Origin of the sequence: Brevundimonas sp. Bb-A (assembly GCF_009394735.1) — a bacterium.
Taxonomy (GTDB): domain Bacteria; phylum Pseudomonadota; class Alphaproteobacteria; order Caulobacterales; family Caulobacteraceae; genus Brevundimonas; species Brevundimonas aurantiaca.
In genome coordinates, this window is the sequence record NZ_CP045456.1 from 3201307 (window position 1) to 3224257 (window position 22951).

General features: G+C 66.5%; 19 protein-coding genes. 5 read left to right on the plus strand and 14 right to left on the minus strand.

The window, feature by feature from the left end:
• Nucleotides 1–102: 102 nt before the first annotated feature.
• Entirely contained in the window at nt 103–381 is a 279-nt protein-coding gene (locus BSP_RS15815) for an HU family DNA-binding protein (protein ID WP_054766654.1), read from the plus strand.
• Nucleotides 382–417: 36 nt separating this feature from the next.
• Here BSP_RS15815 and BSP_RS15820 read toward each other — a convergent pair whose 3' ends face one another.
• On the minus strand, nt 418–3270 hold the full coding sequence (locus BSP_RS15820) for a hypothetical protein (protein ID WP_194166982.1): 2853 nt from the start codon (nt 3268–3270) through the stop codon (nt 418–420).
• 120 nt (nt 3271–3390) lie between these two features.
• On the opposite strand from BSP_RS15820, the gene BSP_RS15825 reads away from it, so the two are divergent.
• Complete coding sequence (locus BSP_RS15825) at nt 3391–3777, plus strand: DUF983 domain-containing protein (RefSeq protein ID WP_054766656.1); 387 nt, start codon at nt 3391–3393, stop codon at nt 3775–3777.
• Between the two features lie 24 nt (nt 3778–3801).
• Here BSP_RS15825 and BSP_RS15830 read toward each other — a convergent pair whose 3' ends face one another.
• From BSP_RS15830 to BSP_RS15880, 11 genes are all read right to left on the minus strand, one after another.
• Nucleotides 3802–4161 carry a hypothetical protein gene (locus BSP_RS15830; RefSeq protein ID WP_152950967.1) on the minus strand — a complete coding sequence of 120 codons (360 nt, stop codon included), beginning with the start codon at nt 4159–4161 and terminating at the stop codon, nt 3802–3804.
• Nucleotides 4158–5456 carry a homogentisate 1,2-dioxygenase gene (hmgA, locus tag BSP_RS15835; RefSeq protein ID WP_194166983.1) on the minus strand — a complete coding sequence of 433 codons (1299 nt, stop codon included), beginning with the start codon at nt 5454–5456 and terminating at the stop codon, nt 4158–4160. The genes BSP_RS15830 and hmgA overlap by 4 nt, the downstream gene beginning before the upstream one ends.
• A gap of 73 nt (nt 5457–5529) precedes the next feature.
• Entirely contained in the window at nt 5530–5790 is a 261-nt protein-coding gene (locus BSP_RS15840) for a Txe/YoeB family addiction module toxin (protein WP_152950968.1), read from the minus strand.
• Nucleotides 5787–6056 carry a type II toxin-antitoxin system Phd/YefM family antitoxin gene (locus BSP_RS15845; protein ID WP_224761054.1) on the minus strand — a complete coding sequence of 90 codons (270 nt, stop codon included), beginning with the start codon at nt 6054–6056 and terminating at the stop codon, nt 5787–5789. The genes BSP_RS15840 and BSP_RS15845 overlap by 4 nt, the downstream gene beginning before the upstream one ends.
• 33 nt (nt 6057–6089) lie before the next feature.
• Nucleotides 6090–7253 carry an acyl-CoA dehydrogenase family protein gene (locus BSP_RS15850; protein ID WP_152950969.1) on the minus strand — a complete coding sequence of 388 codons (1164 nt, stop codon included), beginning with the start codon at nt 7251–7253 and terminating at the stop codon, nt 6090–6092.
• A 239-nt stretch (nt 7254–7492) separates the two neighbouring features.
• Nucleotides 7493–9277 carry an acyl-CoA dehydrogenase C-terminal domain-containing protein gene (locus tag BSP_RS15855; protein WP_152950970.1) on the minus strand — a complete coding sequence of 595 codons (1785 nt, stop codon included), beginning with the start codon at nt 9275–9277 and terminating at the stop codon, nt 7493–7495.
• Nucleotides 9278–9280: 3 nt separating this feature from the next.
• Entirely contained in the window at nt 9281–9763 is a 483-nt protein-coding gene (locus BSP_RS15860; RefSeq protein ID WP_054766660.1) for a MerR family DNA-binding transcriptional regulator, read from the minus strand.
• 181 nt (nt 9764–9944) lie between these two features.
• Nucleotides 9945–10361 carry a DoxX family protein gene (locus BSP_RS15865; protein WP_152950971.1) on the minus strand — a complete coding sequence of 139 codons (417 nt, stop codon included), beginning with the start codon at nt 10359–10361 and terminating at the stop codon, nt 9945–9947.
• A 181-nt stretch (nt 10362–10542) separates the two neighbouring features.
• Nucleotides 10543–10764 (minus strand): helix-turn-helix transcriptional regulator, encoded by a 222-nt coding sequence (locus tag BSP_RS15870; protein WP_152950972.1) that lies wholly within the window; start codon nt 10762–10764, stop codon nt 10543–10545.
• A gap of 8 nt (nt 10765–10772) precedes the next feature.
• Complete coding sequence (locus tag BSP_RS15875; RefSeq protein ID WP_054766663.1) at nt 10773–11300, minus strand: DUF2975 domain-containing protein; 528 nt, start codon at nt 11298–11300, stop codon at nt 10773–10775.
• A gap of 123 nt (nt 11301–11423) precedes the next feature.
• On the minus strand, nt 11424–12866 hold the full coding sequence (locus tag BSP_RS15880) for a protein adenylyltransferase SelO family protein (RefSeq protein ID WP_152950973.1): 1443 nt from the start codon (nt 12864–12866) through the stop codon (nt 11424–11426).
• Nucleotides 12867–13149: 283 nt separating this feature from the next.
• Between BSP_RS15880 and BSP_RS15885 the strand changes: the two genes are divergently transcribed.
• Complete coding sequence (locus BSP_RS15885) at nt 13150–15792, plus strand: TonB-dependent receptor (protein ID WP_227975992.1); 2643 nt, start codon at nt 13150–13152, stop codon at nt 15790–15792.
• 399 nt (nt 15793–16191) lie between these two features.
• Nucleotides 16192–16365 carry a DUF6289 family protein gene (locus BSP_RS16685; RefSeq protein WP_227976119.1) on the plus strand — a complete coding sequence of 58 codons (174 nt, stop codon included), beginning with the start codon at nt 16192–16194 and terminating at the stop codon, nt 16363–16365.
• 235 nt (nt 16366–16600) lie between these two features.
• Here the strand turns inward: BSP_RS16685 and BSP_RS15890 are convergent, their stop codons facing one another.
• Together BSP_RS15890 and BSP_RS15895 are read right to left on the minus strand one after the other, a co-directional pair.
• Nucleotides 16601–19804, minus strand: coding sequence for an efflux RND transporter permease subunit (locus BSP_RS15890; RefSeq protein WP_152950974.1), 3204 nt, complete (start codon nt 19802–19804; stop codon nt 16601–16603).
• Between the two features lie 12 nt (nt 19805–19816).
• A complete protein-coding gene (locus BSP_RS15895) occupies nt 19817–20941 on the minus strand; it encodes an efflux RND transporter periplasmic adaptor subunit (RefSeq protein WP_152950975.1) in 1125 nt (374 codons plus the stop codon).
• Nucleotides 20942–21141: 200 nt separating this feature from the next.
• On the opposite strand from BSP_RS15895, the gene lepA reads away from it, so the two are divergent.
• Nucleotides 21142–22950, plus strand: a complete 1809-nt coding sequence (gene lepA, locus BSP_RS15900) for a translation elongation factor 4 (protein ID WP_054766668.1) — start codon at nt 21142–21144, stop codon at nt 22948–22950.
• The last annotated feature ends 1 nt before the right edge of the window (nt 22951 follow it).

A 22951-nucleotide genomic window follows, 5' to 3' on the forward strand; every position in this document is an offset into this window, starting at 1 on the left:
TAAGGCTTTGCGCCGTTTCCCCGCTTGCAAAGCCAAGCGAAATCCGTGTTGATCCCCCGGTCCTCGCCCTGAATCGGGCGACTAACACTGGAAATGTCTCTTATGACCACTCAAGCCGAACTGATCGCCGCCGTCGCCAAGGACGCCGGTGTCTCGCAGGCCGACGCCGGCAAGGTGCTGACCGCCATCGTCGAAAACATCCACGCCAGCCTGAAGGCCGGCGGCGACGTGCGCATCTCGAACCTGGGCGTCTTCGACACCGCCGACCGCGCCGAGCGTGAAGGCCGCAACCCGGCCACGGGCGCGACCATCAAGATCGCCGCCTCCAAGGCCGTGCGCTTCCGCGTCTCCAAGCCGCTGAAGGACGCCGTCAACGGCTAAGACCTTCGGGTCCAGACTGCGGATTTGATCTGCGGATTAACGGGCGGGGGTCGCTGGGCGGCCCCCGCCCGCTTCTTTTCTGAAGTCCTGTTTGGCCGCATTGACCCAGCCGACGAAGGTGTCGGCGTTGGCCGACAGGCCGGCGAAATCGGCCGCGCCCGCCACCCCCGACAGGTCGTCGTCCAAGGCCACGCGAATCGCATTGGCCGAACGCGCCCGGGCGATGAAGGGCGAATACTGACCCCGCAGACGATCCAGGGCCGCGCGGTTTCCACTCAGCGAATAGCCGACCCCGGCCCGAACCAGCCAGCTCTCCTCGGCGGGCGTCAGGGGCAAGTCGGTCTGTTTGTGGCGATCGCCCAGACGCGCCTCATACAGGGGGGCGGCGTCCGCCCACTTCTGCTGTTTCCAGAAGACGTCGCCGCGCACTTCGCGCGCGGGCGCCGACTGATCCCGATCCAGAACCTCAAGCGCGTGGTCGTAACGCCCCAGGTCCATCAGGGCCCGCGCTTCCAGGGCGCGGCGTTGGCTGTTGACGGCGGTCGGCAAGAGGGTGGTGCGCGACCCCCAGATCGCCTGAAGCGCCTTCTCCGGCTGACGGTCCATCAGATAGACGGTGGCCAGATCGGTGGCGACCTGCGCCTTGGCCACCCCTTCCAGCCGCTCGTCCACCTGGTGTTTCAGCAGTTCGGCGGCCTGGTCCAGCAGATCGACGTCGATCAGGCGGCGCGACAGGCGGCGCACCATTTCATCGCCGTCGGCGCCGATCGGCGTCAGTTCGCGGAAGTCATAAAATAGGGCCAGGGCCTGAACGGGTTGCAGGCCGTCGGCGGCGCCTTCCAGGAACAGGGCGCGGAAAGCCTTGGACTGGTCCGCCTGGATCTCGGCGGCGCCCGGCACGTTCGCCATCCGCTTGCCGGCGCTGCGCAGGGCGTCCAGCGCCTCACGATAGCGGCCCTGCTGCAGATAGAGGTCCGCCAGTTTGCGGATCACCGCCAGTTCGGTCGCATCGCCGCGCCAGCGCCACTTCAGCAGCTCCAGCTGCTGGGCCGCCTGGTCGGGCGTCAGGGCGCCCTTGTCCAGTTCCAGGCTGATGGCGCCCAGTTTGGCGGGGGTGGCGATGCCGTCCAGCGGGGCGCGCGCCACCGCCTTGTAGACCGCCAGCGCCCGCGCCTTGTCGCCCGTCAGATCAAACAGACGCGCTTGAACGACCCGCGCCGCCAGCTGGTCGGCCGCCGAGGCGTTCTGGCTGAACACATAGTCCAGCAGCTGGCGCGCGGCGGGCAGATCGCCCGTTTCGATCGCCGCCAGCGCGTGGGCGGCGCCGAAGCGGGCGCGCCATTCCTTGGGGAAGTCGTCGATGACCGAGGCCCCGGCGGCGAAGGCGCGGCGCGCCCCCTCCCAGTCGCCCTGTTCGGCGGCGATATAGCCCTGCCACACCTTGGCGGACGGGTCGTTGGACAGGGCGGCGCCGGCGAAGTCGACCTGGGCCTCCTCCAACCGGCCGACGCCGACGCGGGCCGCGCCGCGCAGGCCCCGCACCTCCGGCTCGCCCTGCATATTGGGGGCCTGGGCGATCAGGGCGTTCAGCACGCCGATCGCCTCATAGTTCAGGCCCGAACCGACCAGAAACCGCGACAGGGCCAGGCGAGCGCCGATCGGGGCGCGGGGATTGTCCGTCGCGGCCAGACTCTCCTGGGCCGCGGCGTCCTGAAGTCGGCGATAGCGTTCGGAAAAGCCCTCGGTCGCCGCCCATTCCTCAAGGATCAGGCTGGGATGGGGCGCCCGTTTCGGCGCGTCGGCCTCACGCTCGTCCGCCTCCAGGGTCGCCGACGGCGGCGAAAGGGTCAGGCCGTTCGGGCGGCTAAGGGTGACCAGATCGCCAGCAGCCTCGATCTTCAGATCGTCGGTCGGCGTCTCCACCGCCAGGCCTTGAGCCGTGGGGATCAGGCTGAGGTCGATCGTGCTGCGCGAGCCCGAGAAGCCCTTGCCGGGCGCAAGGGCGGTGACGGCGGCGAACCGGTCGCCGACGAGGGGATCGGTCAGCCAGACCGTCTTGGTGGCTCCCGCCATCCGGGCCACCAGGGCGTCGGAGCCGTCGTCTGCGCGGTCCACCTCCACGCCCGAGGCGCCGGTCGGCGGCCCGCCGATGGTCACGGTCCAGGTCCCGCCCTGCCCGTCCGCCGCGACCGCCAGCCCCTCCGGCGCTGCGATGCGGACGGCGGTGTAGTCGCCGCCGGCGGCCCAGCGCGCGTCCTTGGCGGGCCCCAGCGCCTTGGCGCCGGCCAGATCCATCTTGGCGGCGGCGTCGAAGACGATCCAGACCGCCTCACCCCGCCGGAAGACGGCGGCGCCGACCGGGGCGCCCCACTGGAAGGTCAGAACCGTCTTCTCGTCGCTGGAGACGGCGCGGACCGGCACGACGGCATTGATCCTGGCCCCCGTCTCTTCCGCCGGCGTCTCCGGCGCCTTGCCCGGCGCATAGAGGTTCAGCCACACGGCGCCGTCGGCCACGCCGGAACGGGCGTCGGCGCCCTCGGCCAGGGTGATGACCAGGTCGGTCGCCCCGCCGCGCGCCATTCGGGTCTCGACCGCCTTGACCCCCTGCGGCGGATCGACGCGCAGACGCGAAATGTCAGGGGCGGCCGAGACGCCCAGGCGGACGATGACCTTGTCGGCCTCACGCCGCACCTGGCTGCGCACGCCGATGACGCCGGCGAATTCGACGCGGGTGAACTCGCTGGATTGGCCGATGCTGATCGACAGGGGATCGCTGGAGCGGCCGGCCTCCTGGGCCAGGGGCGCAAGCGGCGCAAAGGCGACCGCCCCGGCCGCGGCGGCGGCCACGGTCGTCTTCAGCAGGCGCTTGCTGTGCGGGGTCCCGGACATATCGGCCCAGCCATGCCGCAAAAGCTCTTTAATCGCGGTTAACCGACGTTCACCCGCGATTCCACGAATGGGACGGTTCGCCCACGCGACAGGCCGGGCGATCTGGCGCATCATGGGGCCATGACCGATTATCCCCGCCTCAGCACCCTGAAGACCGGCCTGGGCTGCAAATGCCCGCGCTGCGGCCAGGGTCCCCTGTTCAAAGGGTATCTGACCCTGCGCGAAGCCTGTCCGAACTGTGGGCTCAGCTACGGCTTTGCGGACCCTGCGGACGGCCCGGCCTTCTTCGTCATGTCGGCGGTCGGCCTGGTCGGCATGATCCTGTTGATGGTCATCGACTTCACGATGAAGCCGCCCATCTGGGTCCACGCCGTCGTCACCCTGCCGATCCTGATCGCGCTTTGCCTGGGCTGTCTGCGGCCGTTCAAGGCCTGGCTGGTGGCGGAACAGTATGTGCACAAGGCCGCCCCGCCGGAATTCTCCAGCAACGGCAAGCACGGGGATTGAGAGCGGGGCGCAGCCCCTGCTCCCTCAGTCGATGCAGAGGGTCGCGCCCGCCTTGCCGTCCTCCACCGGCGTATTGCAGCCGAAGCGGTCGCTGGTCGCCTGACAGACGCCGGTCGCGGCGGTTCCGGGCGCAATCCCGCTGTTGCCCTCGATCCGGCAGTCGCCCTGGCACTGGTCGCCGTCGGTGCAACGCTTGCCGGCGTCGGCGTAGTTGATCACGCACTGCCAGGATTGCAGCCGGCCGACCTGTTTCATCGTCCCGCCGCGCGCGGCGCAGGCCGAGGCGTCGGCGCTCTGCATCGGGGCGTCCGAGCCCGCCGTGGTCTGCGGGGTGCAGGCGGCCGCCAGAAGGGCGGCGGCGGCGAGAAGAGGGATACGGATCATTCGACCTGTCCTTTGGCGAAGCCCGACCAGACGTCGTCGTAGTCGAGCTGCATCTGCGGCGATTCCGACGCCCATTTCGTGATCCGGATCGGCGCCCGAGTCTCGAACATGAAGGCCAGGGTGTCAGTGATCTTGTGCGGCTTCAGTTCCGCATTGATCGCGCCCTCGTAGCTGGCCTGGTCCGGGCCGTGGCCGCTCATCCGGTTGTGCAGGCTGGCGCCGCCGGGGGCGAAACCGCCGGCCTTGGCGTCATAGGCGCCGGTCACCAGGCCCATGAATTCGCTCATGACGTTTCTGTGGAACCAGGGCGGGCGGAAGGTGTGTTCGGCCACCATCCAGCGCGGCGGGAAGATGACGAAGTCGATATTGGCCGTACCCGGCGTCTCCGACGGACTGGTCAGGACGGTGAAGATCGACGGATCGGGGTGATCGTAGCTGACCGTATTGATCGTGTTGAACCGCGCCGTGTCATAGCGGCAGGGCGCCAGATTGCCGTGCCAGGCTGCGACGTCCAGCGGGCTGTGGTCGAAGGTGGTGGCCCACAGGCGACCACCGTATTTCTGGACGCACTGGGTCGGGCGATCCACGTCCTCATAGGCCGCGACCGGGGTTTCGAAGTCGCGCGGATTGGCCAGGCCGTTTGCGCCGATCGGCCCCAGGTCCGGCAGACGGAAGGGACTGCCGTAGTTTTCGCAGACATAGCCCCGAACGGGACCTTCGATCTCGACGCGGAAGCGGACGCCGCGCGGGATCAGGACCACGTGGCCGGGTTCGGCCTCGATAACCCCCATCTCGGTGACGAACCGATGCGAGCCCTGCTGGGGCACGATCAGCAGTTCGCCGTCGGCGTCGTAGAAGACGCGGTCGGTCATCGACCGGTTGGCGACATAGAGGTGGACGCCCGCCCCGGCCCCGGCGTCGGGATCGCCCGCGCCGCCGTAGGTGACCAGGCCTTCGACCCAGTCGGTCGCGGTCTCGGGGATCGGCAGCGGGTCCCAGCGCATGCGGTTGGGGTTGGGCGGGGTCTCGTCGAACGGGCCGGAGCGGACGCGCCCCTGGTCGAAGGCCACATAGGGGCCGTGCTGGGCCGAGGGACGAAGGCGGTACAGCCAGCTGCGCCGGTTCTCCGCGCGCGGTGCGGTGAAGGCCGTGCCGGACAGCTGTTCGGCATAGAGGCCCATCGGCGTCTTCTGCGGCGAATTCTGGCCCTGCGGCAGGGCGCCGGGCGCGGCCTCGGTCGCGAAATGATTGCCGAAGCCGGTCAGATAGGCGGGCGCGTTGGATCGCGTCGTCATGTGCATGTCTCCCTTGGCGGGAGGTTTAGAAGGTTCAACGGCGGCCGTCATCCGCCCGTCGACCGCCTCTCTTTCATTTGGCGTAATGGTACCGGCATTGCGCGATCAGAAGGGCGTCTTCCGTTGGGCGATAAACCAGTCGATGCTCCTGATCGATGCGCCGCGACCACCAGCCGGACAACTCGCCCTTCAGCGGTTCAGGCTTGCCGGTTCCCGAAAACGGCGTGCGCAGGCATTCGCGGATCAGGCCGTTGATCTTTTTCAGCTGCTTCGTGTCGGTGGATTGCCAATAGAGATAATCCTCCCAGGCCGCCTCCTGAAACGTCAGCCTCATTCAATCAGGTCGCGCGGCTGACCGCCGCCGGCGTCCAGCTCGGCGACGGCCTTGCGCAGGCGTTCGGCGTTCGCCGGGCTGCGCAGCAGATAGTCCGTCTCCTGCCAGGAGGCGAAGTCCTCCAGCGACATCAGCACCGCCGCAGGCTTGCCGCCGTCGCGCGTGATGATGGTGTAGTCATGGTCCGCCGTCACCCGGTCGATGGCCGACGCGAGGTTCTTGCGAAGTTCGGTGACGGACATGGCCTTCATAGCGATAATGTACATATTTACGTACATTATCGCTAGCCTTTTACGTGGTCAGAGCGTCCGCGCGATCAAGAGCTTCATGATCTCGTTGGTCCCGCCGTAGATCCGCTGGACCCGGGCGTCCTTGTACAGCTGGGCGATCGGATATTCGTTCATATAGCCGTAGCCGCCGTGCAGCTGCAGCATCTCGTCGATGGTCTCGCCCTGGATGTCGGTGACCCAGTATTTGGCCATGGAGGCGGTGGCGGCGTCGAGCTTGCCCTGCAAGTGCAGGCCGATGCAGTGGTCGACGAAGACCTTGGCGACGGTCAGCTTGGTCTTGACCTCGGCCAGTTTGAACTGCGTGTTCTGGAAGTCGATGACGCGTTTGCCGAAGGCCTTGCGCTCCTTGACGTAGGCCAGGGTGGCCTCCAGCCCGCGCTCGGCGGCGGCGACGCCCTGGACGGCGATGTTCAGCCGTTCCTGGGGCAGTTGCTGCATCAGCTGGACGAAGCCCTGGCCCTCGACCCCGCCGATGACGTTGTCGCCGGGGACCTTCACGTCGTTGAAGAACAGTTCTGAGGTGTCGTTCCCCTCCATGCCGATCTTGTGCAGGTTCCGGCCGCGTTCGAAGCCTTCGGCGCCGTCCGTCTCAACCACGATCAGGGAAGTGCCCTTGGCGCCCTCGGCCGGGTCGGTCTTGGCCACCACGATGATGAAGTTGGCCAGCTGGCCGTTGGTGATGAAGGTCTTGGAGCCGTTGACGACATAGCCGTTGCCGCTCTTGATCGCCGTGGTCTTGACCCCTTGCAGGTCCGAGCCCGCGCCCGGTTCGGTCATGGCGATGGCGCCGACCAGTTCGCCGGAGGCCAGACGCGGCAGCCAGCGCTTCTTCTGCTCCTCGGTGCCGTAATGCCAGATGTAGGGCATGACGATCGCATTGTGCAGGCTGATGCCGAAATGGTCCGCGCCCTTCCAGCCCAGCTGGCGCATCAAGACGACCTCGTGCCGATAGTCGCCGCCAAAACCGCCGTCCTCTTCGGGCAGCGACAGGCCGAGCAGACCCGCCTCGCCCGCGTCGTTCCATAGCTGGCGCGGCACCGAGGAGTCGGCGATCCACTGCTGCACCTTGTCCAACGGCGCGTGCTCGTCGATCCATTTGCCGACGCTGTCGGAGAAGAGGGTGATCTCCTCTTCCTGCATGAAATCGGGATCAGGGCTGCCCAGCACGTTCATCGGTTTTGTCCCTTGTCTCTATGATTGCAGTTGGGCTTCTGCGTCCCAACCGTCAGGTCTTGGTGTGGATTGCGACCACCACTGAAGGCCAGCCGCAATCCATTTCTGACGAAGCTCGGCGTGTGTCGCCTTGGCGTCATCGTAACCAAAGTGTGTCCCGCAGCAGGGGCAGATTTCGAACGACTGTGTCGGTTCGAAATCCAGCTCCCATTTGCAGACAGGACAGGCCGCCACAGTCCTCAGAACGCCTCGACCGGCATGGCCATCAGCACGTCCGCGCCGGTCTTCATCTTCTTCAGATGGGCTTCGGCGTCGGGCAGGATGCGCTCGACGAAGTAGCGGCCGGTCTGAAGCTTGGCGGCGTAATAGGGGTCGGTCGAACCGGCCTCGATCTGGGCCTGGGCGACCTTGGCCATCAGCGCCCACATATAGGCCAGGGCCGTCAGGCCGAAGACGTTCAGATAGTCGGTCGAGGCGGCGCCGGCGTTGTCCGGATTGGCCATGCCGTTCTGCATCAACCACATGGTGCCTTCCTGCAGCTTGGCCTTGGCGTCGGCCAGGCCGTCGATGAAGGGCTTCAGCGTTTCGTCGCCGCCGTTCTCCGCCACGAAGGCGTCGATCTCGCCGAACCAGGTCATGATGGCGCGGCCGCCGTTGGCGGGCAGTTTGCGGCCGACCAGATCCAGGGCCTGGATGCCGTTGGCGCCCTCATAGATCATGGTGATGCGCGCATCGCGCAGATACTGCGAGGCCGGGAAGTGTTCGGTGTAGCCCGAACCGCCGTGGACCTGCATGGCCAGGGAGGCGACGTGGAAGCCCTTGTCGGTCAGATAGGCCTTCAGCACCGGCGTCAGCAGGCCCATGTAGTCCTTGGCCTTGGTCGCCACGGCCTCGTCTTCCGACTTCTCCAGATCGGCGTGAAGCGCGGTCCACAGGATGAAGGCCTGGCCGCCTTCGACGAAGGCGCGGGCCTCCAGCAGCATGCGGCGCACGTCGGGATGGACGATGATCGGGTCGGCGGGGCCTTCGGGGTTCTTCGGCCCGGTCAGGCTGCGGCCCTGCAGGCGGTCCTTGGCGAACTCGACGGCGGCCTGATAGGCGGCGGTGCCGATGGCCAGGCCTTGCAGGCCGGTGCCCAGGCGCGCCTCGTTCATGACCACGAACATATTGTTCATGCCGCGCCCTTCCTCGCCCAGCAGCCAGCCCTTGGCGCCGTCATATTGCATGACGCAGGTGGCGTTGCCGTGGATGCCCATCTTTTCTTCCAGGCCCACGCACTGCAGCGTGTTGCGCTCGCCCAGAGAACCGTCGTCATTCACCAGATATTTGGGCACGACGAACAGCGACAGGCCCTTGATGCCCGGAACTGCGCCTTCGATCCGCGCCAGGACGGTGTGGATGATGTTGTCGGAGAAGTCGTGCTCGCCCGCCGAGATCCAGATTTTCTGGCCGGTGATGGAGAAGCTGCCGTCGTCGTTGCGCACGGCCTTGGTGCGGACCATGCCCAGGTCCGTGCCGCACTGGGGCTCGGTCAGGTTCATCGTGCCGGACCATTCGCCCGACACCATCTTGGGCAGGTATTTGGCCTTGATCTCGTCCGAGGCGCTGGCGTGGATGCCGGCATAGGCCGAGGCGGTCAGGCCCGGATACATGGAGAAGGCCGCCGAGGCGCCGGCGGTCATCTGGCCGAAGGCCGAGGCGACGATCGAGGGCATGCCCTGGCCGCCGTAGGCCGGATCGGCGGCCAAGGCCATCCAGCCGGCTTCCGACATGGCCTTGTAGGCTTCCTTCCAGCCCTTGGGACCGGTCACGACGCCGCCTTCGGACCAGTGGCAGCCTTCCTTGTCGCCGGGGTTGTTAATCGGGGCGATGACCTCGTCGGCGAACTTGGCGCCTTCCTCCAGGATCTGGTTGACCAGGTCCGACGACACGTCCTGGAAACCAGGCTGGTTCGTGTACCGGTCGATCTCCAGCACCTCGTTGAGGATGAAGGTGAAATCGCGGACGGGCGACTTGTAGGCCATGGATCAGGCTCTCGCTTTGAAGGGGTGGTGGTGGTCTTGGTTGAGACGCGCGCGCAGCAGCTTCTCGTAATCTTCGGCGCCGGGCAGCAGGTCGGGACGGTGCTCGCTCAGCTTGGATTCCATCCAGGCGCAGGCGTCCTCCGCCGTCTGGATGGCGCCTTCGATGTCTTCCAACTGCTGTTTCAAGGCCGCGATCTGGGCGCGGTGACGCCGCAGGGCCACGGCCATCTGATGGACGTTGTGATCCTTGCGGTCGTACAGATCCAGCATCTCCTGGATCTCCTGCAGGGTAAAGCCGATGCGGCGCCCCCGCAGGATCAGCTTCAGCCGGGCGCGGTCGCGGGCGTCATAAACGCGGGTCTGACCCTTGCGCGCAGGGGTCAGCAGACCCTTGTCCTCATAGAAACGCAGCGCCCGCGCCGTGGCGTCGAATTCGCGGCACAGCTGGCGAATGGAATAGGTGCGATGGTCGTCGGCGGTGGCCATGGGGGCACCATAACTTGACGTGCGCGTAAAGGAAAGAGTTTACGTGCGCGTAAGGGTAAGCTTTTCGTCGCCCCCTGCCCCATCGCGGCGCGCGAGGCAAAGAAAAGCCCGGAGCCTAGGGAAGGCTCCGGGCGCGACACACCGGGGCGGAGGGGGAGAGGCCCCGGCGATCGATCCTGTTTCAGGCGCGCCGCCGTCCCAAGAGGACGGGAACGGTGAGCGCCAGGAGAATGAGGTTCACCACCGCCAGGCCGATGTCGCGGCTCAGGGCGTGGACCATCAGCATGGTCGCCTCCATCACGATCAGTCCGGCCGAGGCGCTCAGCAACAGAGGGCGACCCACGCGCCAGGAGATCAGCGGCGCCAGAACGCTCAGGCCCAGCGCCATCTCCACCAAGCCCAGTCCACGCACCATGTTTTCCGGCGCGACCGCAGGCCAGCCCATCAGGGCGATCAGATTGGTCATCGGCTCGGTCAGCTTGGCGTAACCGGCGGCGATGAAGAACATCGCCATCCAGCCCTGGAAGGTCCACAGTGTTACGTTCTTGTAGACGGAGCGGGTGCGCGACTGGGCGACGGGCAGAGTGGTGGAGGTCATCGGGGAGCGCCTGATTGGTAACAGTTGCGAGATCGGATCGAGCAACTCCGTTCGCAAGGGGTATGTAGCGCAGCCGATGCATTTTGTCATCGCCGGATGACATCAGTTGATGACATCGGCTGATGACTTATTGTTTCTGTGACATCCACGCTACAGGCGACCCGTCGCCCTTCCCTGAGGATCACCCCTCTTCCGACTGAGGTCCCGGTGTCTGGACGATCAGATCGCCCGGCTGGCAGTCCAGCTCTCTACAAAGGGCGTCCAGGGTGGAGAAGCGCACGGCGCGGGCCTTGCCGGTCTTCAGGATCGACAGATTGGCCATCGTCACCCCGACGCGGTCGGACAGTTCGGTCAAGGACATGCGGCGCTCCAGCAGCAGCCGGTCCAGTTGGATCATGATCATGGCGCGCCTCAGACCGTCGCCAGCTGTTCGTCGCGCATGGCCGAGCCCTGGCGAAACACCTCGGCCAGGATGAAGACGACCAGAATGCCCAGCCACGATCCTAGGCTGAAGTCATAGTCGGAAACCGACTCCCCCAGGACGTGCGGCGCCACAAGAGCCAGCATCAAGGCGGTGAGCTGGATACCCATCAGGCCCAGCCCCACGCCCTGCAGCCGCTTGACGTTGGCGAACTCGAAGGCGTCGCCCTGATTGACCGAAAGCAGGATGCGGCGCAGTCGGTTGATGATCCACCAAGTGAAGCCGCAGGCCAGGAAGGCGCCGAGCAGGGTCAACCGTTCCGGCCAGTGCAGGTCACGCGCGTCGCTGCTGTCGAGGTTCCTCATTCCGTCGACGAACCCCGCCGCAAAGTCGGGCGATATGATGCTGGCGGCCAAGCAGATCGCCATGATGCCGGTGGCCAGCATGACGAAGACGTTGGCGAACCCCAGGCACCAGCGCAGGGCGCTTGAGATAGAGTATTTTCCGATCAGTCTCATGTCGAATAGCCCTTTCTTCGGCGTCGCCCTCCGCATCGCCTTAGTGACTATCGATATGGATTTATCGAGAAGCAGGCAATATCTTTATCGATAAACGAGATGAAGCTTTCGTAAGGTTCTGAATCAGGCAGTAAAGGCCCAGGCTATCCGCGCGGCCTCCAGCCGGGCCAGCTTGGCCTGGAACGGCGCCCAGTCGTCCTGAGCGTCTATCGCGGCCCAGATCGCCTCGATCTCCTCGATCAGCATTTCCTCGGGCTCGCGGGCGGCGAACATCGGATGCTCCAGCCGTTCGATCCGGTCGGGCTCGTGCTCCATCAGGGCGAAACGGAAGGCGTCGAAGGTCTCGCCCTGGTACAGTTTGGCGCGAGGTCCCGACAGGGCGCGCGCCGCCGAGGCGAAGCCGCCGAACCAGTCGAAGAACAGCGGCTCCCAGCGCAGCCCCTCCCCGCCTTCGCGCAGCAGAGCCAAGGCCGCATCGACCAGCCTCTGGTCCGCCGCCTCCCCCAGGCTCAGCACGCCGAACCGCATCAGGAAGGCCGCGCGCAGTTCGCGGATATAGGCTGGGCCGAAGCCGTTCAAGGCGTCGGTCAGGGGCTCGACCTCGGCGACCAGCTTCAGGCATCCGGCCAACTGGGTCAGGTTCCAGAACACCGCCTCCGGCTGGCGGGCGAAGGCGTAAAGGCCGGTCTGGTCGAAATAGGCGGCGGTGAAGCCCGGCTGATAGGACGGCAGGAAGCGCCAGGGGCCATAGTCGAAACTCTCGCCCGTGACGTTCAGATTGTCGGTGTTGAGCACTCCGTGGACGAAACCCGCCGCGATCCAGCGCGCGGTCAGTTTGGCCGAGGCCTCGACGACGGCGCGCAGCAGCCCGGGCGCGTCCCCTGCCGCGACCTGTGGGTGATACAGGCCGCGGACGTGCGCGATCAGCGCTTCGATATGATCGACCCGCCCCAGATAGGCGGCGCGCTGAAAGGTTCCGAACCGAACATGGCTGTGCGACAGGCGCGCCAGGACGGCCGAACGGGTCGGCGACGGCTCGTCGCCCCGCTCCAGCGCCTCGCCGGTCTCGATCAAGGAGAAGGCGCGGCTGGTCGGAACCCCCAGGGCCTCCAGCATCGCGGCCGCCAGAACCTCGCGCACCCCGCCTTTCAAGGTCAACCGACCGTCGCCGCCGCGCGACCAAGGGGTCTGGCCCGATCCCTTGGTTCCCAGATCCAGCAGACGGGGCCGCTCGCCGCGCCGCGCAGCCGTCGCCTGCGGCGTCTCCCACATCTGGGCCGCCAGAAAGCCGCGCCCGTCGCCCAGGTCGGGGTTGTAGTGACGGAACTGATGGCCGTGATAGCGCATCGCCAACGGCCCCGGCTGGCCCGGCAGGGGTTCGAACCGGCCGAAGGCGGCGATCCATTCGGCCTCGCTCAGGCTGTCCAGCCCCACCTCGGCGGCGGCGCGCTGATTGCGGAAACGCAAATCGGCCTTGGGGAAGCGCGCGGCCTCCACAGCGTCGGCGAAGTCCGGCCCCAGATCGAAAAAGACAGGAGCGGGGCGGTAGTCGGCGTGGACGGGCATGGCGGTCAGTTGCGCCCGCCTGGACGCTTTCGCAAGGCGCGGACTCGTCGCTGATCGGCTGAAGACTGACCTAGCGTCAAAATTTTCTGTCTCTTCCGTGTCACAGAAGGGCCGAACTAGGGCGAAAAATGGTCGCGGGTATCAGCGCTCGCTTGTCGTTCGGCGGGAAGCAGGCTTAGCCTCACCTTACTGAACGCGCCTCCACGCAGAGGCGCGTCGATTGGGAAATAGGAAACGCTTCGGTCGCCCCGCGACCGAGCTTCAGAGCCGGGAGGACGCTTCGTTGCGCCACACTAACCGCTACCTCAGAACCACCGTGTCCGCCGCCGTGGTCGGCGCCGCCGCCTTCGGCTTCGCCGGGATGGCCGCCGCCCAAGAGGCGCCGGCGACCGTGGACGACATCATCGTCACCGCCCAGAAGCGCGAACAGAGCCTGCAGGACGTGCCGATCGTGGTCACCACCCTGTCCCAGGAGGTGCTGGACGGCGCGGGCGTGCAGGACATCAAGGATCTGCAGATCCTGACCCCCGGCATGACCGTCACCTCGACCCAGTCGGAAGCCTCCACCACCGTCCGTATCCGCGGCGCGGGCACCGTGGGCGACAACCCCGGTCTGGAAAGCTCGGTCGGCGTGGTCATCGACGGCGTCTATCGTTCGCGCAACTCGGTCGGCTTCGGCGACCTGGGCGAACTGAGCCGCATCGAGGTGCTGAAGGGCCCGCAAGGCACCCTGTTCGGCAAGAACACCTCGGCCGGCGTCATCAACATCATCACCGAGCGCCCGTCGTTCGACCCGTCGATCTCGGCCGAACTGACCGCCGGCAACTACGGCGCCGTCGGCGGCTCCGTCTCGGTGACCGGCGGCCTGACCGATCAGATCGCCGGCCGCCTGTTCGTCGCCCATCGCGAGCGCGACGGCTTCTATGACGTCAATCTTGGCGACGGCCCCCGCACCCTGACGGAAGACAACACCCAGGACTATTGGACCGGCCGCGGCCAACTGCTGATCCTGCCCAGCGACGAGGTGTCGATCCGCCTGATCGCCGACTACACCAAGCGCGACGAATACTGCTGCGCCGCCGTCCAGACCCGCGTCGGCCCGACCCAGGCCTTCATCGCCGCCCTGACGGCGCCGAACGGCCCCGGCCAGCGTCCGCCGGTCGCCGGCTACGGCACGGTGCCCTTCAGCCGCACCGCCTATTCGAACCGCGAGACCCCGCAGGAAATCGAAGACATGGGTCTGTCGGCGGAGGCCACCATCGACCTGCCCAGCCTGAACGCCACCCTGACGTCCCAGACCTCGTGGCGCGACTGGTCGTTCCAGCAGGGGATGGACCTGGACTACACCGGCGCCGACATCCTGTACCGCGCCAATGACGGCTCCAACGGCTATGGGGTCGGCAACCTGACCCAGGAACTGCGCCTGGCCGGGACGACGGACAAGTTCGACTGGCTGGTCGGCCTGTTCGCCACCAAGGAGGAGGTCTATCGCGACGACAGCTATGTCTACGGCGCGGACTACAACGCCTTCGCCTCCCTGCTGCTGACGGCCTCCCTGCCGGCGACGGTGGGCGGCCCCAGCGCCAGCCGCCTGGGCTGTTTCACCAATCCCCAGGGCTTCCTGGTCGGCACGGCCGGTCCGGCCGCCGGACAGCCGCTTTGCGTGATCGGCGCCGTGCCGCCCAGCGCCGCCGCCCCGACCTTCAGCGCGGGCAAGGCCTATGAGGACCACTATTCGCAGAAGTCCGAATCGGTCGCCGTCTTCACCAACAACACCTATCGGGTGACGGAGGCGTTCGAGATCAACCTGGGTCTGCGCTACACCTATGACAGCAAGCGCCTGCTGGGCCTGCAGGACAATCTGGGGACCAACGGCGCGGCCTGCGGCGGCGCCCTGGCGAACCAGAACCCGGCCAATCGAGCGGTCTCGCCCATCCCCGGCACGGCCAATGTCGCCACCCCAGCGGCGGCCCTCGGCCTGCTCTGCCTGCCCTGGTCCAACCCGCAGTACGACAACCGCCGCATCCAGGAGAAGTTCAGCGACACGGATCTGAGCGGCACGCTGAAGGCCTCCTATCGCCTGAACCCCTCGGTCATGGGCTATGTCTCCTACGCCCGCGGCTACAAGGGCGCCGGCTATAATATGGACCGGGTGCAGACGGGGGTGACGCCCGACGCCTCGCTCTTCTTCGACGCCGAGACGGTCGACAGCTATGAGGCCGGTCTGAAGACGACCCTGTTCAACCGCACCATGCTGTTGAACATCACCTACTTCGACCAGAAGTTCGAAAACTTCCAGTTGAACACCTTCCTGGGCACCGCCTTCGTGGTGGAATCCATCCCGGAACTGACCTCTCGCGGCGTCGACGCCGACATGGTCTGGTTCACCCCGATCGAGGGCCTGTCCTTCCAGGGCGGCGTCACCTACACCGACGCCAAGTACGGCGACTTCACCGGCGCCGATCTGTCGAACCCGGCGCGCTTCCCGCAGCTGTCGCTGCTGCCGGGCGCCCGCGCCTCCTTCGCCCCGGAATGGTCGCTGACCGGCGCCTTGGCCTTCGACCGCTCGCTGGGCGGCGGCCTGCGCGGCGGCTTCAACCTGTCGGCCAAATACTCGACCGAGTACAACACCGGCTCGGACCTGCTGCCGTACAAGAACCAGGAGGCCTTCACCGTCGTGAACGGCCGCATCTCCATCGGTTCGGAAGACGAGCGCTGGACCGTGGATGTCTGGGCTCAGAACCTGCTGCAGGAAGAATACACCCAGGTGGGCTTCGCCGCCCCGCTGCAGGGCACGGCCTTCACCAACACCACCACGCCCCAGGCGGACGGCACCTACTACAACATCGCCACCGACACCGCGACCTACAACGCCTATCTGGGCGCCCCGCGCACCTGGGGCGTGACGCTGAAGGTCAAATACTGATCGTCTGAACCGCCGCGGCCCCTGGGCTGACAGGGCGGAACGACGAAGGGCCGACCGGGAAACCGGCCGGCCCTTTTTCTTTGCGAGGGGGATCGCGGCGGAGGCGGCTGGCGTTTGTGCGAGCCAGAACCAGCTTTCCACCCCGAACAGCCCTTCGTGTTGTTAGCCTTTGGACCGAATGGCGCTCCCTCCCAATCCGTCATCCTTGGGCTTGAGACTGGCACCCTATGCGGAGGCTACCCAACTTCGATTTTCCTTGTCCTGAGCCGCACATTATGCAAACCTCGGTTGTTTTCAATGCTTGAATAGGATACCACAATGTATTCATTCCTAAAGAAGCGGCTTGTTTACACCACTCTGGGTTTCGCCATTTGTAGCGCCACAATATCCGGACCTGCAATGGCTCAAACTTGGACTACCGAAACGATATATTATAGCGATGCTACGTTGTCTTCCCAAGTTGGATACGTAATTAGGCACTGCGACCAGCGTGTTTACCGATCTGGCATCCAGACCGAGTTTGCGGTCACCACGACTGAACCGTGTGATGACGACCGCGATCCAAATCCCTGACTGAGCCCATCATCGGATCTCTGCTGCACGCCAGAACAAGGTTGGTATTTGATCCCAGCGCAGAAGCCCGATCTCGCGATCGGGCTTTTTGCTGTACGTCACCAAAGGCGTCGGCGGGGACTTGGCGGGTTTTAGGCTTCCTTCCGGCTCCGGCGTTGAACACTCGAATGGGAGCAGGATCCCCCGGTCTCGCCAGAACCGCGCGACCATGGCCTAGTCTCTCGCGCAACGCGGATCAGCCGATCCGATCCTCCGCCGCCGGCTCCTCATGCCCGTGCTGCCCGTGGGTCAGACGGCTCAACCGGCTTTCCATGCGGCGCTTCAGGCCGTCGATCAGGCTGAAGACCACCGGCACGAACATCAGCGACAGGGCGGTGGAGGTGATCAGCCCGCCGATCACGGCGATGGCCATCGGCGAGCGGAAGGCGGTGCCTTCCCCGAACGCGGCGGCGATCGGCAGCATGCCCAGGCCCATGGCCATGGTCGTCATGATGATCGGCCGCGCCCGCTTGTGGGCGGCGTCCATCAGGGCGTCGTGGCGGTTCATCCCCTTCTCCATCGCCATGATGGCGTAGTCGACCAGCAGGATGGAGTTCTTGGCCGCGATCCCGGTCAGCATGATGATGCCGATCAGGGCCGGCATGGACAGGGATTTGCCCGTCACCAGCAGCAGGAAGAAGGCGCCGCCGAACGACACCGGTAGCGCCGCCAGGATGGTGATCGGGTGGAAGAAGCTTTTGAACAGCAGGACCAGCACGACATACATCAGCAGGATGCCGGTGATGATGGCGAAGGCGAAGCCCGTGCCCAGCTCCTGGAAGCTTTCCGCGTCGCCGGACGGCTGTTGGCTGACGCCCTGGGGCAGGGTCTTGATCGAAGGCAGGGCGTTCACCGCCTCGGTCGCCTGGCTGAGCGTCAGGCCGGTGAGTTCGGCGGTGATGTTGGCCACCCGCAATCGGTCCAGCCGGTTGATCTGGTTCGGCCCGGCGCCGAAGGTGATGTCGGCCACCGCCGACAGGGGGACGGTGGCGCCCGAGGCCGTCGGCACGCGCAGAGTCTCCAGCACCCCCAGGTCCGAGCGGGCGTCCTCCTTCAGCATGACGCGGATCGGCACCTGACGGTCGCCCAGGTTGAACTTGGCCAGCAGCTGATCGGCGTCGCCCAGGGTCGCGACGCGGGCGACCTGGCTGATGTCCTGGGTGGACACCCCTTGCAGGGCGGCGACGTCCGCGCGCGGCGTGACCAGGATTTCGGGCCGCACGAGCGAGGCGGAGGAGACGACGTTCGACAGGCCGGAGATGTTGCGCATCTCCCGCTCCACCTTGGCGGCCGCCGGCTCCAGGACGTCGGGATCGTCGCCGACCAGGGCGATGGTCAGGAGGCTGGAGCCCCCGCCCCCGCCCGAGGCGCCGAACTGGACGCGGGCGCCCGGCACCTGGCGCAGCGTCGGCCCCATGTCGCGCTCAAACGCCTGCTGGCTCAGCTTGCGGTCCCAGCGTCCGACCAGGTTGACGGTCAGATTGGCGCTGCGCACCTCGCCCGATGATCCGCCGCCGCCCGGCCCGAAGCTGGTGGTCGCCGAGCCGATGGAGGAATAGACCGACTTGACCTCCGGCCGCTTCATCAGTTCGCGATTGATCCGCTGCACGGCCGCGTCCGTCTCGGACAGGGTCGTGCCGGGCGGGAACTGAACGGTGATGGTGGAGCGGGAAATGTCCTCGACCGGAATGAATTCCCCCGGCAGGCGCGTCGCCATGAAGATGGACAGGAAGAAGAACAGCACGCCCATTCCCAGCACCCAGACGCGGTGATCGAACACCCGGTCCGCCACCTTGCGGCGGAACCAGCCGGCCTGCGAATGATGCTCGGCCCGGCGTTTGCGCCAGTCGTCGCCGAGCGCCCAGTTCAGGGCCTTCAGATAGGGTCCCATCCAGAAGGGATCGCCGTGTTCCTTGCCCTGGTCGCGCTTCAGCAGATAGGCGCCCATCAGGGGCGTCAGGGTTCGCGCCACCAACAGGGAGAAGAGCACGCTGACGCAGGTGGCGATGGCGAAGCTCTTGAAGAACTGACCCACGATGCCCGGCATGAAGCCGGTCGGGGCGAAGACCGCCACCAGGGTCGCCGTCGTCGCCATGACCGCCAGGCCGATCTCGTCCGCCGCCTCGATCGCCGCCGGATAGGGCGGCTTGCCGTCGCGGATGTGTCGGACGATGTTTTCGATCTCCACGATGGCGTCATCCACCAGGATGCCGATAGTCAGTGACAGGGCCAGCAGGGTCACCACGTTCAGCGACTGATTGGTCAGATCCATGACCCAGAAGGTCGGGATCAGCGACAGCGGCATGGCGACCGCCGCAATCAGGGTCGCCCGCCAGTCCCGCAGGAAGATGAAGACCACGGCGATGGCCAGAAGCGCGCCCAGCACCAGGGTCTCGACCGAGGCGTGGAAGTTGTTGACGACGTCTTCGGTGGTGTTGGCGACCTCTTCGAAGGTCACATCCGCACGTTCGGCGTCCAGCTTGGCCAGTTCGGCCTTGACCCGGTCATAGACGTCCACCTCGGACGATCCGATGGCGCGCGAGACGCCGAAGCCGACGACCTCCTGGCCGTTGAACCGGGCGCGGCCGCGAGGTTCGGACCATTCGTCGGCGACTTCGCCCAGATCGCCCAAGCGCACGCTGCGCTCGCCGATGGGGATCAGGGTCTCGCGCAGCTGTTCGACCGATTGGGCCGACCCGACGGTGCGGATGGCCTGTTCCTCGCCGGCGATCTCGCCCCGACCGCCGGGCAGGTTGATGTTGGAGGCGCGCAGCTGGTTCGACACCTGGGCCGCCGTCACGCCCGAGGCGGCGAGGCGCGCGGGGTCCAGCTTGATGCGGATTTCACGGCTGACGCCGCCGTCGCGGCTGATCTGGCTGACGCCGCGCACCGACAACAGGCGTTTGGCCACCGTATTGTCGACGAACCAGCTCAGCTCCTCCGGGCTCATGCCCGGCGCCCGCACGACGAAGTTGGCGAAGGGGATGGCGGTGAACTCGATCCGCTGGACGATCGGCTCCTGAACGTCCGCCGGCAGGTTCTGGCGGATGCCGCTGACGGCGTTGCGCACGTCATTGGTCACCTTCTCCAGGTCCACCCCCAGCTGGAACTCGATCGAGGTGGTCGACACCCCCTCATTGACCACCGAGGTGATGTGTTTGACCGATCCCAGCCCCGCCACGGCGTCCTCGACCAGACGCGTGACCTGAGTCTCCATCTCCGTCGGCGCGGCGCCGGACTGGATCACGGTGACGGCCACAACCGGCAGGTCGACGTCGGGGAAGTTGTTGGTGCGGAGCTTGAAATAGCTCATCGTCCCCGCGATCGTCAGGACGACGAACAACAGGACGATCGGAATGGGATTCCGGATCGACCAGGACGAGATGTTCTGAAAACCCATCGGTCCGGTTCCTTAGCGCGCGGCTTGACCGGCGGGGGCCGGAGCGGCGGCAGCCGCAGTCGCCGGAGCCACCGTCACATGGTCGCCCTCGCCCAGGAAGCCGGCGCCCTGAACCACCACGCGCTGGCCGGCCTGAAGGCCCTGAACGGCCACCTGATCGCCTGTGCGCGCGCCCGTGGTCACGGGAGCGAAGCGAACCGCCTCGCCCTGGCCGATCACATAGACGCCCGGCTTGCCTTCGCGATAGACGATCGCCGCCCCTGGCACGACCAGGGCCGGCTGGTCGCCGACGGCGATCTCGGCGCGGGCGAACATGCCCGGACGCAGTTGCGCCGCCGGGGCCAGAGAGATGCGGGCCAGACCCAGGCGGGTGGCGGGATCGACTTGCGGCGTGACGATCCGCACCGTGCCGGTCGTGGGCGCCGCCTCGCTGGAGGTCACGGTCGCCGACTGACCGGCGCGAACCAGGGCCAGCTCGGTCTCGGGCACCTGGGCGTCCAGCTCCAGCCGACCGTCGCGCACCATGCGGAACAGCTCGGTCCCGGCGGCGATGATCTGGCCCTTGGTCACGCTGCGGCTGGTGATCAGACCGGCGACGGGCGCGCGGATGGTGGCCTGGCTGAGGCGGGTCTGGGTTTCCGACAGGGCGGCGCGGGCGGCCGCCAGATTGGCGTTGGAGCTGCGCTGATTGGCCAGGGCCGTGTCCAGGGACGCCTGGCTGAGGAAGCCCCGCTCCTTCAGCTGCTGGGCGCGCGTCAGGGCCGCATCGTCGCGGGCGACGTTGGCCTCGGCCTGCTGCACCTGTGCCTGCTGCTGACGCAGCTGGGCGCGCAGCAGGACGTCGTTCATCTGCACCAGGGGCTGGCCCTGACGGACGTAGGAGCCTTCGTCCACATAGACGGCGACGGCCGTCAGGCCGCCGGTCTCGGCCGCCACCGGCACCTCCTCCCAGGCCGAAACCGAGCCCGAGGCGCTGACGGTGCGGCTGAGGTTGATCGAAGCCACCGTGGCGGCCGTGACGGTCTGGCGCGCGCCGGCGGTCGTGTCGGCCTTCTTCTCCTCGCCTCCCCCGCCGCAACTCGCCAAGAGGGCCGACAGGGCGACGGCGCAGAGGGCGGCAGCGGTTCGGGTCGTCATGGACACGGGGGAGTTCCTCGGTTTCAGGCGAAGCGGATCGCCGGCTCGCGCCGGTCGGGAAGGTACTTGGCTAATACCCCGTCCGCGCCTCCGCCTCAAACCCGGACGAGCAACATTGCAGAGGTGTAATCTACGACGGGGCGTTCCCGCCGGACCTGGGCGGCTGGTCCAAAAGGAATACGCATGTTAGGGGCGCGCGGATGACGACTCCTCCGATCTCGAACATCCGGAATTTCAGCGTGGTCGCGCACATCGACCACGGCAAGTCCACCCTGTCCGACCGCCTGATCCAGCACACCGGCGGCCTGACCCAGCGCGAGATGTCTGAACAGGTGCTCGACTCGATGGAAATTGAGAAGGAGCGGGGGATCACCATCAAGGCCCAGACGGTGCGCCTGACCTATAAGGCGCGCGACGGCCAGGACTATGTGCTGAACCTGATGGATACGCCCGGCCACGTGGACTTCGCCTATGAGGTCAGCCGGTCTCTGGCGGCGTGCGAGGGTTCGCTGCTGGTGGTGGACGCCTCGCAGGGGGTCGAGGCCCAGACCCTGGCGAACGTCTATCAGGCCATCGACAACAATCACGAGATCGTCCCGGTCCTGAACAAGATCGACCTGCCCGCCGCCGAGCCGGAGCGGGTCAAGGCCCAGATCGAGGACGTCATCGGCCTGGACGCCTCCGACGCCGTGGAATGTTCGGCCAAGTCGGGCCTGGGCATCGAGGACGTGCTGGAGGCCATCGTCACCCGCCTGCCGGCGCCCAAGGGCGACCCCGACGCCCCGCTGAAGGCCATGCTGGTCGACGCCTGGTACGACCCCTATCTGGGCGTCGTCGTCCTGGTCCGCGTCTTCGACGGCGTCTTGAAGACCGGCATGCGGGTCAAGATGATGCGCAACGGCTCGACCCACCTGATCGACCGGGTCGGCGTCTTCCTGCCCAAGAACACCCCGGTGGACCAGCTGGGCCCCGGCGAGGTCGGCTTCATCACCGCCCAGATCAAGGAAGTGGCCCACGCCGCCGTCGGCGACACCATCACCGACGAGAAACGCCCCACGGCCGAACCGCTGAAGGGGTTCAAGGAGGTCCAGTCGGTGGTCTTCTGCGGCCTGTTCCCCGTGGACGCCGCCGACTTCGAGGACCTGCGCGCCGCCATCGGCAAGCTGCGGCTGAACGACGCCTCCTTCACCTATGAGATGGAATCCAGCGCCGCCCTGGGCTTCGGCTTCCGCTGCGGCTTCCTGGGTCTGCTGCACCTGGAGATCATCCAGGAGCGGCTGAGCCGCGAGTTCAACCTGGATCTGATCGCCACCGCCCCGTCGGTCGTCTACAAGATCGGCCTGCGCGACGGCTCCGAGATGGACCTGCACAATCCGGCCGACCTGCCCGACGTGATGCAGATCGACACCATAGCCGAACCCTGGATCAAGGCCACCATCCTGACCCCCGACGAATACCTGGGCGGCGTCATCAAACTGTGCCAGGACCGCCGCGGCCAGCAGGTGGAGCTGTCCTATGTCGGCAGCCGCGCCATGGTGGTTTACGAACTGCCGCTGAACGAGGTGGTGTTCGACTTCTACGACCGGCTGAAGTCCATCTCCAAGGGCTACGCCTCGTTCGACTATGAGATCACCGAATACAAGGTCGGCGACCTGGTGAAGATGTCCATCCTGGTCAACGCCGAGCCGGTGGACGCCCTGTCCATGCTGGTCCACCGCCAGCGGGCCGAGACGCGCGGCCGGGGCATGGTCGAGAAGATGAAGGAGCTGATCCCGCCCCATCTGTTCCAGATCCCGATCCAGGCAGCCATCGGCGGCAAGATCATCGCCCGCGAAACCGTCCGCGCCCTGCGCAAGGACGTGACCTCCAAATGCTACGGCGGCGACGCCACCCGCAAGAAGAAGCTGCTGGAGAAGCAGAAGGCCGGCAAGAAGCGCATGCGCCAGTTCGGCAAGGTCGAAATCCCCCAGGAAGCCTTCATCGCCGCCCTGAAGATGGACGAGGATTGAT